Here is a 15147-nt window from a genome sequence, read left to right as displayed (position 1 = left end):
TGAACAAACTGAATGGTTAAAGTGAACAAATATATATGGCTACTCTTTTAATACTTAACGCCAAAATAGTAAATGAGAATTCAATCGTAGAATCTGATATTTATATTAGAGGCGGGCGTATTGAAAAAATTGCAAAAGACCTTTCGTTCATGAAAGTTGCCAATGTTCTGGACGTTAAAGGCAAGCACGTCATGCCTGGCATGATCGACGATCAAGTACATTTTCGCGAGCCCGGCTTAACGCATAAAGGGGACATCAAAAGCGAATCATCTGCTGCTGTAGCAGGCGGTGTTACAACATTCTTTGATATGCCAAACACCATTCCGAATGTACTCAATTCAGATATTTTAGAAGAGAAAATGCAGTTAGCAGCGAAAACGTCGATTGCTAACTATTCTTTCTATCACGGTGCTTCAAATGATAATTTGGAAGATATTAAAGTTATAGATCCCCTAGCGTGTTGCGGCTTAAAAGTATTTATGGGGTCATCGAATGGCAATACTCTGGTCGATGTTGAAGAAACGCTTGACGATATCTTTAAGCATGCTCCTTTGTTGGTTGCCACTCATTGTGAAGATTCGCCCACAATCGTGGAAAACGAAGAAAATTACCGCCAGATCTATGGTGATGATATTCCTATAGAACTTCATTCCAAAATTCGCAGTGAAGAGGCTTGTGTAAAATCGACAGCGTTAGCAATGAAACTTGCAGAAGAGCATCAAACGCGATTGCATATTCTACACATCACCACCGCCAAAGAGACCGAAAAGTTTTCAGAGTTACCACTCAAAGAAAAATTGATAACGGCAGAAACATGCAGTCAGTATCTGGTCTTTTGTGATGAAGACTATGAAACGCTTGGATCGCTTCTCAAATGTAATCCTTCATTTAAAACAGCAGTCGATCGTGCGGCTCTGATTCAGGGTCTACTGGAAGGACATCTAGATTCTATAGGTACAAACCACGCACCTCATACCTTGCAAGAGAAGCAGGGTAATTATTTCGATGTACCAGCAGGGTTACCGATGGTGCAATACGCATTACCAAGCCTGTTGGAGCATTATCAAGACGGTATTTTCTCCTTAGAGTTTATCGCATCTAAAACCAGTCACGCTGTTGCAGATATATTTAACGTCAAAGACCGTGGTTACATCCGCGAAGGCTATTGGGCAGATTTGGTTGTGGTTGATCTTGATACTGAAGTGACTGCAAGTAATGACGACGTTATTTCGAAATGTGGCTGGACGCCTTTTGATGGTTACGAATTCCGCTCGAGCGTACACGCTACCATCGTTAACGGAAACCTGGTTTATATCAATCAAAAAGTTAGAAATGGAAATCTTGGTCAGCGCATAGAGTTTGATCGTAAAAAGCGTAGTTAACCTTTCTTAGGTAGTATTTTTGAGCAAATAAACAAGGTCATTACTTTCTGAGTTGAATATAAAAATGACTAAAAAAAGTGCCCCAAAGGTGGGGGGTGGCTTTGATCTTGTTTCCAATGTAAAACATCGCTATAAAACAAGTCCAAGGCGTTGTAGAATCATTCAAACTGGCTACCAAAAGACCCTTGATGAAAATCTCTCAAAAGCTTCTATTTCTACCTGTCCTGATTTTATTTTCTAGTATTCTTTCTACCGCGGTAAACGCCGAAATGGTGATTCATCGTGGTAATGGTGCAGAGCCTGAAACCCTCGATATACATAAATCTACAGGCGTTCCAGAAGCGAATATCCAGCGTGATTTATTCGAAGGATTAATTTCAGAAGCAGCAGATGGCTCATTAATACCGGGAGCAGCCGAAAGCTGGACTACTTCAGAAGATGCGAAACTCTGGACCTTTAAACTTCGCCAAAATGGTAAATGGTCTGATGGTACTCAAGTTACCGCAAACGATTTTTTAAATGGTTTCCAACGTGCATTATTGCCAGCAACGGCTTCAGAATATGCATTCATTTTATGGCCGATTAAAAACGCAAAAGCGATCAGCAAAGGCGAGATTAAAGACATCAACGAATTAGGTGTCAAAGCTGTCGATGACTTTACCTTGGAAATAGCCTTAGAAAATCCCACGCCTTTTTTAACAGGATTACTCAGCCATCACATGGCTTATCCTGTACCTTTAGCAAAAATAAAAGAACACGGCAAAAAATGGACACGTCCGGGTAATTTGATTTCGAATGGCCCTTACCAATTAGCGGATTGGAAACCACAATCAAAAATCATACTCACAAAAAATCCGCATTATCGTGATCATGATGCTATCAAGGTAGACACCGTTTATTTCCACCCCATCGAGGATAAAGCGACGGAATTAAAACGTTTCCGTGCTGATGAGCTAGACATCACCGATGATGTGCCTTCTGATCAAATCGCATGGGTTAAGAAGAATCTGGGAGACGCTTTTCGTAATACGCCTTATATTGGCACGTATTATTTAGCAATGAATCTGGAACAAGCGCCATTCAAAGATAATTTAGCTTTACGCAAAGCGCTGAGTTTTGCCATCGATAGAAATATTCTAACGGATAAAGTCACTAAAGCGGGTGAACTACCGGGCTTGGGTTGGGTACCCCCAGGTATGAATGGTTACACATCTCAAACGATTCCTGAGCTTGCGCTGGAGAAAAAAGAGCGTGTTGCATTGGCTAAAAAATTGTATGAAGAAGCAGGGTATTCCAAAGATAAGCCCCTTGAGGTTGAGCTGCTTTATAACACCAGCGAAAACCACAAGAAGATTGCGATAGCATTGTCGGCGATGTGGAAACAGACTTTGGGCGTAAAAGTGAGTCTGCGCAATGAAGAATGGAAAGTGTATTTGAATTCACGCTCACAGAAACAGTTCCAATTGATACGATCAGGCTGGATTGGTGATTACAACGATGCCTCGAATTTTCTCGATTTATTCCGTTCGGATGTAGGCACCATAAACCCAGCTGGCTATAAAAACCAAGCCTACGATAAACTGTTAAAACAGGCTGAAATCGAAACAGATGCCAAGCAGCGTGCTGAATATATGCAGAATGCTGAAAAGCTATTGCTGGCGGATATGCCGCTAATTCCCATTTATTATTACACTACCCAGCACTTGCTGAATCCTAAAATAAAAGGCTGGGAAGATAATGTGATGGATATTCATCCGACGCGTTATTTAGCTAAATAATTGCTCTAAAAACCAATGCTTTCATATTTTGCCAAACGTATCGCTTCGAGTATCCCCACACTATTTATCATAATAACCATCGCTTTTTTCATGATACGTTTGGCGCCGGGTGGACCATTCGATTCTGAGCGTCCAGTTCCCGCTGAAATAGCAGCAAATCTGGAAAAGGTCTATCACCTCAATGATCCATTGCCCGTTCAATATGGTTACTACTTATTGAATGTTCTCAAAGGGGATTTTGGTCCTTCATTTAAATACCATGACTTCACCGTAAGCGAGCTCATTGCTCAGGGTTTTCCCGTGAGTATTCAATTGGGGTTATTGGCTATTTTACTGTCCTTGATGATTGGTGTTTTACTCGGTGTGATTGCAGCATTAAGACAGAACAGCGCGATAGATTATCTGGTGATGGGTTTGGCGATGACGGGAATTACTATTCCTAATTTTGTTATGGCGCCGATTTTGATTTTGCTTTTCGGGGTGTTCTGGGGGCTTTTACCAACCAGTGGCTGGGGTGAATTAAAGCACATGGTATTGCCGGTGATTGTATTGAGTTTGCCGCAGATAGCGACTGTCGCTCGCATGACACGAGCCAGTCTTATTGAAACCCTGAATATGCCTTATATTCGCACCGCCAAGGCGAAGGGTTTACCGACTCGATTGATTCTTTCAAGGCACGCTTCAAGAGCAACGTTATTGCCGATCTTATCCTGGTTAGGTCCTGCAACAGCAGCAATCATTACAGGTTCTGTGGTAGTGGAAACCATTTTTGGTTTGCCAGGAATAGGGCGTCACTTTATCAATGGCGCGCTCAATCGAGATTACACTTTGGTGATGGGTGTTGTGGTGTTCTACGGTTTTCTGATTATTCTGATGAATCTATTGGTTGATCTACTCTATGCCTGGCTTGATCCAAGGATTAAATACTAAGATGTCAGCGCTTATTCCAAATGAGATTATTGCAGATAACGCAGTTGCTGGTTTATCACCGTGGCAACAAGCATGGCGACGCTTATTGCATAATAAAGCGGCGGTCGTCAGCATTGTGCTTTTAGTCATCATCGCCGTCTTATGTATTTTTGGACCATTGTTTAGTCCGTGGGAACTCGATTCTGTCGATTGGGATAATATGGGGACACCCCCCCACTTACAGTCACATCATTACTTTGGTACAGATTCAAATGGGCGCGATCTATTTGTTAGGACGCTAGAAGGTGGACGCATATCATTGATGGTAGGTTTATTGGCAACAGCCGTGAGCTTCATCATTGGCATCATCTATGGTTCCATCGCCGGTTATGCCGGAGGCAAAACAGATTCGATCATGATGCGATTTGTTGATGTGTTGTATGCATTGCCCTTCATGTTTTTTGTTATCCTGCTGACGGTCTATTTTGGGCGTAGTATCTGGCTAATTTTTATTGCGATAGGTGCGGTTGAATGGCTCACCATGGCGCGTATTGTTCGTGGCCAGACCTTATCACTCAAACAACGTTCGTTTGTCGAGGCGGCCCGAGTAACGGGTGCGAGTCATTACTCGATTATTAAAAGACACATCATTCCCAATACGCTCGGACCCGTAATTGTCTATGCCACATTGACTGTGCCTCAGGTGATCCTGTTTGAATCCTTCCTTAGCTTTTTAGGGCTTGGGGTACAAGAACCCATGTCGAGTTGGGGAGTGCTTATCGCTGAAGGTGCGCAACAAATGGAGTCAGCGCCGTGGATGGTGTTATCTCCGGCAATTATGTTGGCAGTCACATTGTTTTGTTTGAATTTTATCGGCGACGGTCTGCGTGATGCGCTAGACCCGAAAGATAGGTAGAACGATTATGATGCTTACCATCGAAAACCTTCGCGTCGACTTTACCGTGGATTCGGGTATTCAGAGAAAGCAAACGCTTCAAGCGGTTAGAGGTGTGTCACTCGAGTTAGATCAGGGAGAAACCGTTGCAATAGTGGGAGAATCCGGCTCAGGTAAAAGCCAGCTATTTAATGCCTTAATGGGATTACTTCCACCTAATGGAAGTGCCCACGGATCGGTTAGCTTTAATCAACAAGCACTGCTAAATCAGTCTGATAAATCGCTAAATAAAATTCGTGGCAAAGAAATCGGCATGATTTTTCAGGATCCAATGACGGCGTTGAATCCTTACCTGCGAATTGGCAAACAACTCACCGAAGTATTAGAAGTGCACGAAGGTACAAACTTTAATAAAGAATCTGCCAAACGCAGAGCTATCGAAATGCTCGATAGAGTGAAAATTAAAGACCCTGAGCAACGTTTCAATAGCTATCCGCATGAATTGTCGGGTGGCATGCGCCAACGCGTTGTGATTGCGATGGCTTTGTTATGTAAACCTAAACTCATTATTGCGGATGAACCAACCACTGCGCTTGATGTGACAGTCCAGACTGAAATTATTCGATTACTAAAAGATATCTACCGACAAGAAAAAACCAGTATTGTATTAATTACCCATGACTTGCCTTTAGTAGCAGGTTTGTGTGATCGCATTATCGTGATGTATGCAGGTAAAATAGTCGAAACCGGAACGGTAGATGAGATCTTCTATAAAGCAAGGCATCCATACACCCAGGCATTACTAGCGGCAACGCCGACCAATACAGAGAAGAGTGGTAAAATGTTAGCAATAGATGGGCAACCACCCGATCCATTGAATCTCCCAGCTGGCTGTGCCTTTTCTCCCCGTTGCGCCTTTGTGGAAGAGCGTTGTAAAATTGATTCTCCTCCCGAGAGAAAAATCGATGCGGGTAATTTAGTGAGTTGTTTTCGGGAGGATATTTAATGTCTACACTATCTTCGCCCCCTTCGTCCGCTTCGCCCTCACAAGCTTCATCATTACTCTCGGTTGAAAACCTCAGTGTGGTGTTCAATCAAGGTGCAAAAAAAGGCCCGAATCAGGAAATACAGGCACTTAGCGATATCTCCTTCGAACTTGTCGAGGGTGAAGTGTTAGGTGTGGTGGGTGAATCAGGCTGTGGTAAATCAACGCTTGCCAGAGCGATCTTGCAGTTACAAGCGATGACATCTGGTCAGGTTCTCTGGCAAGGTGAGGATTTAACGAAAAACACAAACGATCAGAATAAAGCGATGCGCGAGCATATTCAGCTTATCTTTCAAGACCCGTTAGATGCGTTAAACCCCCGGATGACAGTCGCACAAATAATCGCAGAACCGTTGTATAACCTTAAGCCAGACCTGTCGAAGCAAGAAATACAAAACAGAGTGGTAGAGTTAATGCTGGCAATGGGTTTGCAAGAACAGCAAAAAAATCGCTATCCACATGAATTTTCGGGCGGCCAATGTCAACGTATTGGCATTGCCAGAGCCATGATTCTTAACCCTAAACTGTTGATTTGCGATGAGCCAGTCAGCGCGCTGGATGTCTCTATTCAGGCACAAATCATTAATCTGTTAATGGATTTGAAGAGTCGTACAGGTATGAGTATGATCTTCATTTCGCATGATTTGAGTATTGTTAGGCAAGTCTGTGATCGTGTTTTAGTACTATATAAAGGGCAGGTAGTCGAAACAGGAAATGCTTCGGATATCTATGAAAACCCGCAACACGCTTATACGCAGAAACTACTAGATTCTATTCCATTAGCAGACCCTGCAATGGAAAGAAAACGAATCGGTTAGATTGGATTCAAACCAATAAAAATAGGCTATAAGTAGGGGGGTGACCTCCATTAAAGGTAATAGACCATAATGAATAATTTAAAAATCGGATTGGCATTAGGCAGTGGTTCTTCACGCGGTTGGTCACATATCGGTGTGATCAATGCCCTTATTAAAAACGGTATCGAGCCTGATATTGTCTGCGGAACATCCATTGGCGCCTTGGTTGGTGCATCTTATGTTAATGGAAAACTGGATGAACTTGAAAAGTGGGCAACATCATTAACAAAGTTTGAATCAGCCAAGTTATACGAAATCAATTCATCGCTGAATGGTTTTGTAAATACCAAAAGATTACATGCCCTAATGCAAGAAACGGTGGCTGCCGAGTCTACTTTGATAGAAGACCTTCCCAAAAAATTCGCTACGATTGCGACTGATTTAGACAGTGGTCGTGAAATCTGGCTGAAGAAAGGTTCGGTACTAGAAGCAGTGTGGTCATCGATTTCATTGCCTGGCCTGTTTCCTGCGGTTCGTAAAAATGATCAATGGTTAGTCGACGGTGGTTTGGTAAACCCCGTACCTGTTTCTACGTGCCGTGCTTTGGGCGCAGATTTGGTGATTGCTGTTAATCTGAACGGTGATTTACTCGGTCGCCACATGAGAAAAAATCATCTTGAAAACCTGGAATCTAAAGAAACAAAGCGTCAAGAGTTGAAAGTAAAACAATTACCACAAGCGAATAGTTTGCCCGCGCTGGCAGATAAGTTTACTAGTCTAATCGGCGGTTATACACCGTCATTCTTTTCAACCAAAAAGGATAAAGCCACCTCACCATCATTGTTTGAAACAATCGCCAGTTCGGTCAATATTACTCAGGACAGAATCACTAAAAGCAGAATGGTGGGTGATCCGCCAGAAATTATTATTACCCCGCATTTGGCTCATATTGGCATTATTGAATTATATCGGGCAAAAGAAGCGATTGAAGAAGGGGAGAAATGCGTGAATGCGATGCTGCCCGAAATTAAAAGAGTGCTTGGTTTATAAGCGTTAATCTATTGATGTTGTTACATTTTATCCTAAAATTGTATATTTAAAGCTCAGTATTGAAAATTTTCTTGTGCACCGCAGCAAAAAGAGTATAGTGCACTCTTAAATGATACAAATAAAAGGGTTACAAATAACATGACAAAAAGTAAATCAACTACAGCCAATAATAACAACGTAAAAAAATCTATTGCTATGCAGTCGGTTGAATTATCAACGTCTGTTCCAGAAGTGATGGCACGTCGTATCGGACAATTTATGTTCGCTGGATATCAACCAAACGAAAATCATCAGGAAGAATTTGAACTAATGTGGTCAGAAAAGTCTGATGCGTTTGTTGAGTCTTGGCAGGCTATGGCAGAGCAGACTAGCAAAATTAATCAGGAAATCTATACATCAGTCGTCAAAGCGATGTTCACACCTTGGTGGGAAATGAACACACTAGAAGTTTGTACACCTAAAAAGATGAATAAAGCAGCGTTAAGTATTATCAATAAAGGTCTCGAGCCTATACACGCTAAAACAACTTCAAATGCTGAGCGTCTTAAAAACAGATAAGCGTTCGATTGCAAAAACACCTTTAATAGATAATCTTAGATAAAAACCCCTCCAAAGTGGGGGGGTGACATTTCACTTGACCTAAGTCAGCTAACAATTGTATTCATCTACTTCCTCCGTTTTTCAGGCATATAATAAAAACAGAAATAATTGGCAGGAGATTAAGATGGATAACGAATTCAAAAAGAAATTAGAAGCTGCAGAAGAAGCGATCGATCGACTCGAAGATAAGATAGAAGACAAAGTCGAAGACATTACTGAAGACTTGGCTGAAGATGCCCGTGAGTTATGGGCTGATTTAAAGAAGAGTTTTTCAGGTGCCAAAGGAAAGCTTAAAGAAGCGGCATCCGCCGTAGATCAGATAGGCGATGAAGCTAGGCTTCAAGCGCATCTAGGTACAATGGAAGTTGTTGATAAGATGGAAGGCGTGAAAGAAACGCTGGAAGATTTTACACAGAAAATTTCAAGCAAAGCCCATACAGAAATCGATACTGCAAAACTACGCGCACATTTGGCCGAAATGGAAGCGGAAGATTTCATGGAAACTAAAGGCGCCAAGATAGCGCGTGACTTGAATGAGTCTGGTGACAAAGTAAAAGATGCGAGCATCAAAGCTGCCGGAGAAGTGAAAGACTACTTTGATAAGTTACTGGAAGATATCAGTAAAAGCGCTTGATTGTATTCGCGTTGAAAATCACTTTTACAATAGCTTTGAAATAAACGCTTAAACAAGGTTTTAAACAAACTTATATAAAAATTAAAACTGACACATTCTAGTGTCAGTCTTAAAAAAAGTGCCCCAAAGTAGGGGGGTGGCTTTCGACTGCTGTTAAAAATCAACTCGGCTAAACTCTCTTAGCTAATCAACTTAACTCATAAACACCAAGCTAATACACAAAACAAGCACACAAAACAAGCACAGTAAAAAGATATGATATTGTGTCTTATCATCCTCGTTAGTTTTTTATGTTTTAATAAAACTGAAACTGAGTAATGACAAATCTGAGCAATAATAAGTGATTGAAGCATCAGCAACTGTAGTATTAACAAATGTGTTTACGAAAGTATTAACAAAAATCTTAACCACAATAAAATTGTCTGGAGTTAGATGTGTTCGAACGTCGCCAAGTTAAAGCCAAATCTGGAATATCCCTAACGCGATTAGCAATACCTTTGCTCATCATCATGACGTTGACGACTGTTAATGGCGTTAGCGCAGATGAAAAATCCTTAATTCAAAAGCTAACGCCTGTAAAACAATCGATTATGGCGCCAGCTTTAAAGTTGCAGGATATGGATGAGGAAACCACCGATTTAAAAGACCTTAAAGGTAAAACTGTGGTGGTTAACTTCTGGGCGACCTGGTGTCCTCCTTGTCGCAAAGAGATGGCTTCATTAGGACGCTTGCACCAATCAACAAAAGATAAAAACGTAGAAGTATTGGCAGTAGATATTGGTGAAGACGACGATGCAGTGTTCGCCTTCATGGCAGAACTCGATCCCACGCCAGAGTTTACGGTACTTTTTAACGAAGACGGATCGCTAATGAAAAGCTGGAAGGTCAGGGGATTACCTACGACATTCATTATCAACCCCAAAGGCGAAATCGCCTATTTTGCCATTGGCGGAAGAAATTTTGATGACCCTGAAATTATCAAAGCCATCACAGATTTAAATTCTTCTACGCATAAAACCTGATTAAACTTAAGCGATTGACGCTTTTGCGGCACGCGCCTGATGAAGTTTCTTATAACTCTCAATTAACTTCAGGTGTCTGTCTAATCCCTCAAGCTGCATATTGGTTTTAGTGAGTCCGTAGAACGTTACTTCACCAGTAATCGAGCCTACAACATTGCTCATTGTCTCTTCACCAAACATTCTTCTCAGGTTGACAATAAAGTCATCAAGTTCCATTTCGTCGTCTAATGAAATCTCAAGCGCAGCGTGAATTGCCTGATAGAATAAACCACGTTCAACGGTATTGTCGTTAAATTGCAGGAAGTCGCCGACCAGTTCGATAGCTTCTTCAAGATCACCTATTGCAAGACAAATAAGGATCTTCAGTTCAAGAATCGTCAATTGTCCCCAGACTGTGTTTTCATCAAACTCGATACCTATCAGTGTTTTGATATCGGTATAGTTATCGAGCTGACTGTCTTCTAGACGCTCTTTAAGCGTGATGAGTGCATCCTCACTCAAGGCATGAATGTTCAGGATATCTTCGCGATAATCTAATGATTTATTGGTGTTATCCCAGATTAAATCTTCGACCGGATAAACCTCGGAATAGTCAGGAACTAAAATACGGCAGGCCGTTGCACCCAGTTCGTCAAACACTGCGATATACGATTCTTTGCCAATGCTTTCTAAAATACCAAACAAGCTGTCGCATTCTTCCTGATTACTGCCAGAAAAATCCCACTCGCAGAATTCATAATCATGTTTCGCACTAAAGAAGCGCCATGAAATAACACCAGTTGAATCGATAAAGTGTTCAACAAAGTTTTCAGATTCTTGCACAGCAAGGCTGTTAAAGGTGGGGGGTGGTACATCATTTAAGCCTTCGAAACTGCGACCTTGTAGTAATTCGGTAAGGCTGCGTTCTAGCGCGACTTCAAAACTGGGATGCGCACCGAAAGAGGCAAATACGCCGCCGGTTCTCGGGTTCATCAAGGTGACGCACATCACAGGGAATTGTCCCCCTAAGGATGCATCTTTAACAACTACTGGGAAGCCTTGCGCTTCCAGCGCTTGAATCCCTTCAACAATGCTAGGGTATTTGTTTAAGACCTGCTCGGGAACGTCGGGCAAGGCGATTTCTTCTTCAATGATTTGTTTTTTGACTGCACGCTCAAAAATTTCTGATAAACATTGTACTTGCGCCTCGGGCAAATTATTGCCCGCACTCATGCCATTACTTAAGTACAAGTTCTCAATCAGGTTTGAAGGGAAATACACTGTTTCACCATCAGAATGGCGCGTGTATGGAATAGAGCAAATACCGCGTTGCGCATTGCCAGAATTGGTATCGATCAGATTGGAGCCACTTAGCTCTCCATCAGGGTTAAAAATCTCTAAGCAATACTCATCCAGAATGTCTGAAGGTAATTCGTCGTTTGGTCCTGGTTTAAACCACTTCTCATTAGGGTAATGGACGAAATCGCTATTCGCTATTTCTTCTCCGAAATATTGATCGTTGTAAAAGAAATTGCAGTTCAAACGCTCGATAAACTCACCCAATGCAGAACAAAGTGCACTCTCTTTGGTAGCGCCTTTGCCATTGGTGAAACACATTGGTGAGGCGGCATCGCGAATATGTAATGACCAAACATGCGGTACGATATTACGCCAGGAGGCGATCTCAATTTTCATTCCCAGATCAGCCAGAATCCCCGTCATATTGGAGATGGTTTGTTCTAGCGGTAAATCTTTACCTAATATAAAAGTATTCGCATCACCTTCAGGCTGTGCCATCAACATCGCCTGCGCATCTTCTGCAAGATTCTCAACCGATTCAATCTCGAACCCCGGGTTATTCTGTATTACCCGTTTAACCGAACAGCGTTCAATTGATCTCAAAATACCCTGACGATCCTTATCAGAAATATCTTCGGGCAATTCAACCTGAATCTTAAAAATCTGGTTATAGCGGTTTTCAGGATCAACAATATTGTTTTGCGATAGCTTGATATTTTCCGTGGATATATCGCGAGTCTCACAATACAACTTCACAAAATATGCCGCACATAGCGCAGAAGAAACCAGAAAGTAATCAAAAGGACCCGGAGCTGAACCATCGCCTTTATAGCGTATAGGCTGATCTGCAATCACAGTAAAATCATCAAACTTGGCTTCAAGTCTGAGGTTATCGAGAAAGTTAACGTTGATTTCCATTGGGGGATTTCCGAAGTCGTTTTCTATAGGAAGTAGGGTAACGCTTTAGGCAACTAAACGAGTTAGAAACTGCCAATCAGCGAGTAGGTGGAGATTATAGCTATTTCACCTATAAAGGAAATATCGCTTACAAATATCGTCGATAAATCACGTAATAGTGACTTGAAGACTATCAAGGTGCATTTCGCTCTGACGGATCGGTATTGAAACTCTTGATTAGTGTGTGCGGATCAACTTCAGTTCTCTGTGTTTTGGTTGCCTCGGCCCACCAAAGCAACTGATTGAAGGTCCGGTCAAAATAGTCAAACCAGGAAGTAATATCGACTTCCGCAAGTGCAGATCCATCTGCATCGAAGACCTCTTGTGCTTTAGGTACGTGAATCATCGACGAAACAGGAAGACAACCAAGCTCAGAAAGAAACGTGCGCATCCCAATGGCTGCTCTTAAACCACCCCATTGACCCGCAGAATAGGTAACGATTGCACTGGGCTTGTAAGAGAATAAAGAGCTACCAAAATGGTTTAATAAATTAGACAGAGCAGGGCTCATGGAATGGTTATATTCCGGGCTGATCATAATAAAACCATCGGCAGATTCAATCTTGCTAGCCAGATCATTAAGGGCAGGTGGACCTTTGCTCCTTGCGTATGCAAAATGAGGTTTAAAAACATCATCCAGCGGATAATCCAAAGCATCGATTAACTCTACCTCATGCTTGTCGAAACGTGAATGCAAACAATCGAGACAGGCTTTTGCAACCCGATCACCGAGTCGTGCAGGTTTGGGTGGAGTACTATCTCGAACAGTACCCAAAAAAATTAACAATTTCATTTGATAGCTCCTTATCTATAGATAGTTTTAAGCATAACACCGCCATAATCTATTGGCAGTTATAGGTAAGCATACTGTGATCGTTATAAGACAAGTATGAGGCTACAAACAACCAAAAAATCATCATGATCGTTTAAGTATATTGAGCAAATACGTAAATGCATGCGAATAAATATATTTTTGTTTGATAGCTTAATCTGTAAATATGTATCGATAGCTTTTTACTATCAATACATTCATTATAATTCATTTAACAAATCAAACGAGAATGATTATCATTTAACCATCAAAACACATTTGGAGATAATCATGTTAAAAACAATCACATTTGCCATCGTTCACTTTTCAACGGCATTCTTAGTCGCATACCTAATTACCGGTAGCGCTGTTATCGGCGGGGCGGTCGCTCTTATCGAACCAGCAGTCAACACAGTAGTGTTCTATTTCCACGAGAAACTCTGGAATAAATACGATATCGCTGGAATGTTTTCTGTATTAACAACGGTTTACAGTGAGCGGGTGTAATAATCTAACAACACAAAAGTGCTAGCTATGTTTTATTAATAGGGGAGAGTCTTTTTTATAACTTAAAATGCCTTTAACTTTATGGCATGAGGTTTGTTAGCTTTCTTAGCTTAGTTTTTAAGATTTTGCGGCTTCATTTAAACAACCACTTAGTAAAACTGTAGCTATTAAAAATGAATATTTTTAGCGAATTAATAATATTATTTGAGTGAAACGACAGCAAAGGCTTTCAATCAGTAAGATTATTTTTAAAAGCATGCAAAGTAAAATAAGTGCTATTTTCTAAATCGTATTTAAATGGGTCTTTGGGTTCTAGTAATAAGCCTAATTCTACATGCTTAAAATGGTTGTAACCCATATATCGCTGCCCAACTAATCTTACAGCGGCTTTGTTGTTTTTTTTATCGTAGTTTAAAACAGCAAAACTATTTGGGCTAAACCGGTCATTACTCAGGGTATTGATACTCTCGATAAAAGCATCAAACGATAAGATAGGTTCGAAGTTGTTCTTTGTTTCTTTTAGAATTTTTTTAACCCACTGATCCTCACTAAGCGCTTTGAGAATACTCTCCTGAGTGAATATATCCGTTAAAGAAACGTCTTTATAATCAGTAAGGTTAATCGTTACAACCTTTGAGGAGCCATCCGGTGTGCCGCAGGCTAAAACGCCAAACTCACCTGACTCATAACTATAGTAATTACCGACTAACGAAAGCGGGTGATAATAATAGGTATAGTTAACAGGGCAATCATCCGTAGCTTCTTGCAGAGTTAAACGCTCAAGGTCTTTTGCAGCATCATATAACGCTATACCATTATAATAAGCTCTGTCCTTGTATATGCTGGCATCTTTATTTTTAAACAGTAGAGTGCTTTGCTCAGCAGATATAGTGTTAGTGTAAAGGCATAATATAAGCGTAATGATAATCGGAATAAGTCTATTCACTAATAGCCTATTGCTACAATAGTTTTGCATTACACTGATATCAAAGTTGATATTCAATCTATCCCAAGAGTTTTAAAAACCAAAAATGGCGATTAAATCTAGTATATCACCAATCAAAGTTTTTACCTTTTAGTGTGTTTCGAACCCTAAAATAAACGCAGTAATGTTTATTTCAAAAATACCTAAAAGGTTGACTTGAAACCACAGTCACTTGTTAGATTAATTACCATGGTATACCTAAAAAAGTACCATAAATAGTAATTAACAACATAAGTATAAAAGGAAGAAATGTATAAAGTTTAAATTTTTGAGATAATTTTTGTTTGAAAAGAAAATAGCTAATTAAATATGGAATTACTAAAACCAAAGAATAGACAGCCATAAACCCGATAACTATCAAGCTTTCACTCTTGAAAAGTGGGTCGCTACTTGTGTAATAACCATGAATTCCAAGCAAGCCAAAATAACAAGGAATTAACATGAGTACAGCAAGTATTACAAACCAAATTTGTGTTTTCATATTTTATCTTATTTAA

Annotated in this window: 15 protein-coding genes; 11 read left to right on the top strand and 4 right to left on the bottom strand. The window is 40.8% G+C overall.

Annotation, left to right across the window (positions count from 1 at the left end; translation table 11 throughout):
• The first annotated feature begins 35 nt into the window (after nt 1–35).
• The 10 genes from OO007_RS12945 (at nt 36) to OO007_RS12900 (ending at nt 10112) form a co-directional block, all read left to right on the top strand.
• Complete coding sequence (locus OO007_RS12945) at nt 36–1382, top strand: dihydroorotase (protein WP_131907119.1); 1347 nt, start codon at nt 36–38, stop codon at nt 1380–1382.
• Nucleotides 1383–1570: 188 nt separating this feature from the next.
• Complete coding sequence (locus OO007_RS12940) at nt 1571–3160, top strand: peptide ABC transporter substrate-binding protein (RefSeq protein ID WP_325809121.1); 1590 nt, start codon at nt 1571–1573, stop codon at nt 3158–3160.
• Between the two features lie 15 nt (nt 3161–3175).
• Nucleotides 3176–4090: an oligopeptide ABC transporter permease OppB gene (oppB, locus tag OO007_RS12935; RefSeq protein ID WP_299871663.1), complete on the top strand. Its 915-nt coding sequence runs from the start codon at nt 3176–3178 to the stop codon at nt 4088–4090.
• Between the two features lies 1 nt (nt 4091).
• Complete coding sequence (locus OO007_RS12930; RefSeq protein ID WP_325809120.1) at nt 4092–4985, top strand: ABC transporter permease subunit; 894 nt, start codon at nt 4092–4094, stop codon at nt 4983–4985.
• A 7-nt stretch (nt 4986–4992) separates the two neighbouring features.
• Complete coding sequence (locus OO007_RS12925; protein WP_325809119.1) at nt 4993–5970, top strand: ABC transporter ATP-binding protein; 978 nt, start codon at nt 4993–4995, stop codon at nt 5968–5970.
• A complete protein-coding gene (locus OO007_RS12920) occupies nt 5970–6827 on the top strand; it encodes an ATP-binding cassette domain-containing protein (protein ID WP_325809118.1) in 858 nt (285 codons plus the stop codon). The genes OO007_RS12925 and OO007_RS12920 overlap by 1 nt, the downstream gene beginning before the upstream one ends.
• Nucleotides 6828–6896: 69 nt before the next feature.
• Nucleotides 6897–7856: a patatin-like phospholipase family protein gene (locus tag OO007_RS12915; RefSeq protein ID WP_325809117.1), complete on the top strand. Its 960-nt coding sequence runs from the start codon at nt 6897–6899 to the stop codon at nt 7854–7856.
• A 138-nt stretch (nt 7857–7994) separates the two neighbouring features.
• A complete protein-coding gene (locus tag OO007_RS12910; protein ID WP_325809116.1) occupies nt 7995–8414 on the top strand; it encodes a polyhydroxyalkanoate granule-associated phasin in 420 nt (139 codons plus the stop codon).
• Between the two features lie 166 nt (nt 8415–8580).
• A complete protein-coding gene (locus tag OO007_RS12905; RefSeq protein WP_325809115.1) occupies nt 8581–9090 on the top strand; it encodes a hypothetical protein in 510 nt (169 codons plus the stop codon).
• 434 nt (nt 9091–9524) lie between these two features.
• A complete protein-coding gene (locus tag OO007_RS12900; RefSeq protein WP_325809114.1) occupies nt 9525–10112 on the top strand; it encodes a TlpA disulfide reductase family protein in 588 nt (195 codons plus the stop codon).
• Between the two features lie 6 nt (nt 10113–10118).
• Here the strand turns inward: OO007_RS12900 and OO007_RS12895 are convergent, their stop codons facing one another.
• Together OO007_RS12895 and OO007_RS12890 are read right to left on the bottom strand one after the other, a co-directional pair.
• Nucleotides 10119–12308 (bottom strand): OsmC domain/YcaO domain-containing protein, encoded by a 2190-nt coding sequence (locus OO007_RS12895; RefSeq protein WP_325809113.1) that lies wholly within the window; start codon nt 12306–12308, stop codon nt 10119–10121.
• Between the two features lie 172 nt (nt 12309–12480).
• Nucleotides 12481–13140 (bottom strand): NADPH-dependent FMN reductase, encoded by a 660-nt coding sequence (locus OO007_RS12890; RefSeq protein WP_325809112.1) that lies wholly within the window; start codon nt 13138–13140, stop codon nt 12481–12483.
• A 309-nt stretch (nt 13141–13449) separates the two neighbouring features.
• Between OO007_RS12890 and OO007_RS12885 the strand changes: the two genes are divergently transcribed.
• The gene (locus tag OO007_RS12885; RefSeq protein ID WP_131907109.1) at nt 13450–13665 is read left to right on the top strand and encodes a DUF2061 domain-containing protein; all 216 of its coding nucleotides are present in this window, start codon (nt 13450–13452) and stop codon (nt 13663–13665) included.
• A gap of 229 nt (nt 13666–13894) precedes the next feature.
• Here OO007_RS12885 and OO007_RS12880 read toward each other — a convergent pair whose 3' ends face one another.
• Together OO007_RS12880 and OO007_RS12875 are read right to left on the bottom strand one after the other, a co-directional pair.
• The gene (locus tag OO007_RS12880) at nt 13895–14611 is read right to left on the bottom strand and encodes a hypothetical protein (protein WP_325809111.1); all 717 of its coding nucleotides are present in this window, start codon (nt 14609–14611) and stop codon (nt 13895–13897) included.
• 223 nt (nt 14612–14834) lie between these two features.
• Nucleotides 14835–15131, bottom strand: coding sequence for a hypothetical protein (locus OO007_RS12875; RefSeq protein ID WP_325809110.1), 297 nt, complete (start codon nt 15129–15131; stop codon nt 14835–14837).
• Nucleotides 15132–15147: the final 16 nt, after the last annotated feature.

This window comes from Cocleimonas sp. KMM 6892, from assembly GCF_035798195.1.
GTDB classification, from domain to species: Bacteria; Pseudomonadota; Gammaproteobacteria; order Thiotrichales; family Thiotrichaceae; genus Cocleimonas; species Cocleimonas flava.
This window is presented reverse-complemented; position numbering and strand designations above follow the sequence as displayed.

Excerpts from the sequence above, each read along its gene's own strand:
- OO007_RS12895 (WP_325809113.1), bottom strand. The coding sequence starts at position 12,308 with ATGGAAATCAACGTTAACTTTCTCGATAACCTCAGACTTGAAGCCAAG.
- OO007_RS12920 (WP_325809118.1), top strand. The coding sequence starts at position 5,970 with ATGTCTACACTATCTTCGCCCCCTTCGTCCGCTTCGCCCTCACAAGCT.
- OO007_RS12885 (WP_131907109.1), top strand. The coding sequence starts at position 13,450 with ATGTTAAAAACAATCACATTTGCCATCGTTCACTTTTCAACGGCATTC.
- OO007_RS12940 (WP_325809121.1), top strand. The coding sequence starts at position 1,571 with ATGAAAATCTCTCAAAAGCTTCTATTTCTACCTGTCCTGATTTTATTT.
- OO007_RS12930 (WP_325809120.1), top strand. The coding sequence starts at position 4,092 with ATGTCAGCGCTTATTCCAAATGAGATTATTGCAGATAACGCAGTTGCT.
- OO007_RS12915 (WP_325809117.1), top strand. The coding sequence starts at position 6,897 with ATGAATAATTTAAAAATCGGATTGGCATTAGGCAGTGGTTCTTCACGC.
- OO007_RS12905 (WP_325809115.1), top strand. The coding sequence starts at position 8,581 with ATGGATAACGAATTCAAAAAGAAATTAGAAGCTGCAGAAGAAGCGATC.
- OO007_RS12910 (WP_325809116.1), top strand. The coding sequence starts at position 7,995 with ATGACAAAAAGTAAATCAACTACAGCCAATAATAACAACGTAAAAAAA.
- OO007_RS12945 (WP_131907119.1), top strand. The coding sequence starts at position 36 with ATGGCTACTCTTTTAATACTTAACGCCAAAATAGTAAATGAGAATTCA.
- OO007_RS12890 (WP_325809112.1), bottom strand. The coding sequence starts at position 13,140 with ATGAAATTGTTAATTTTTTTGGGTACTGTTCGAGATAGTACTCCACCC.
- OO007_RS12925 (WP_325809119.1), top strand. The coding sequence starts at position 4,993 with ATGATGCTTACCATCGAAAACCTTCGCGTCGACTTTACCGTGGATTCG.
- OO007_RS12875 (WP_325809110.1), bottom strand. The coding sequence starts at position 15,131 with ATGAAAACACAAATTTGGTTTGTAATACTTGCTGTACTCATGTTAATT.
- oppB (WP_299871663.1), top strand. The coding sequence starts at position 3,176 with ATGCTTTCATATTTTGCCAAACGTATCGCTTCGAGTATCCCCACACTA.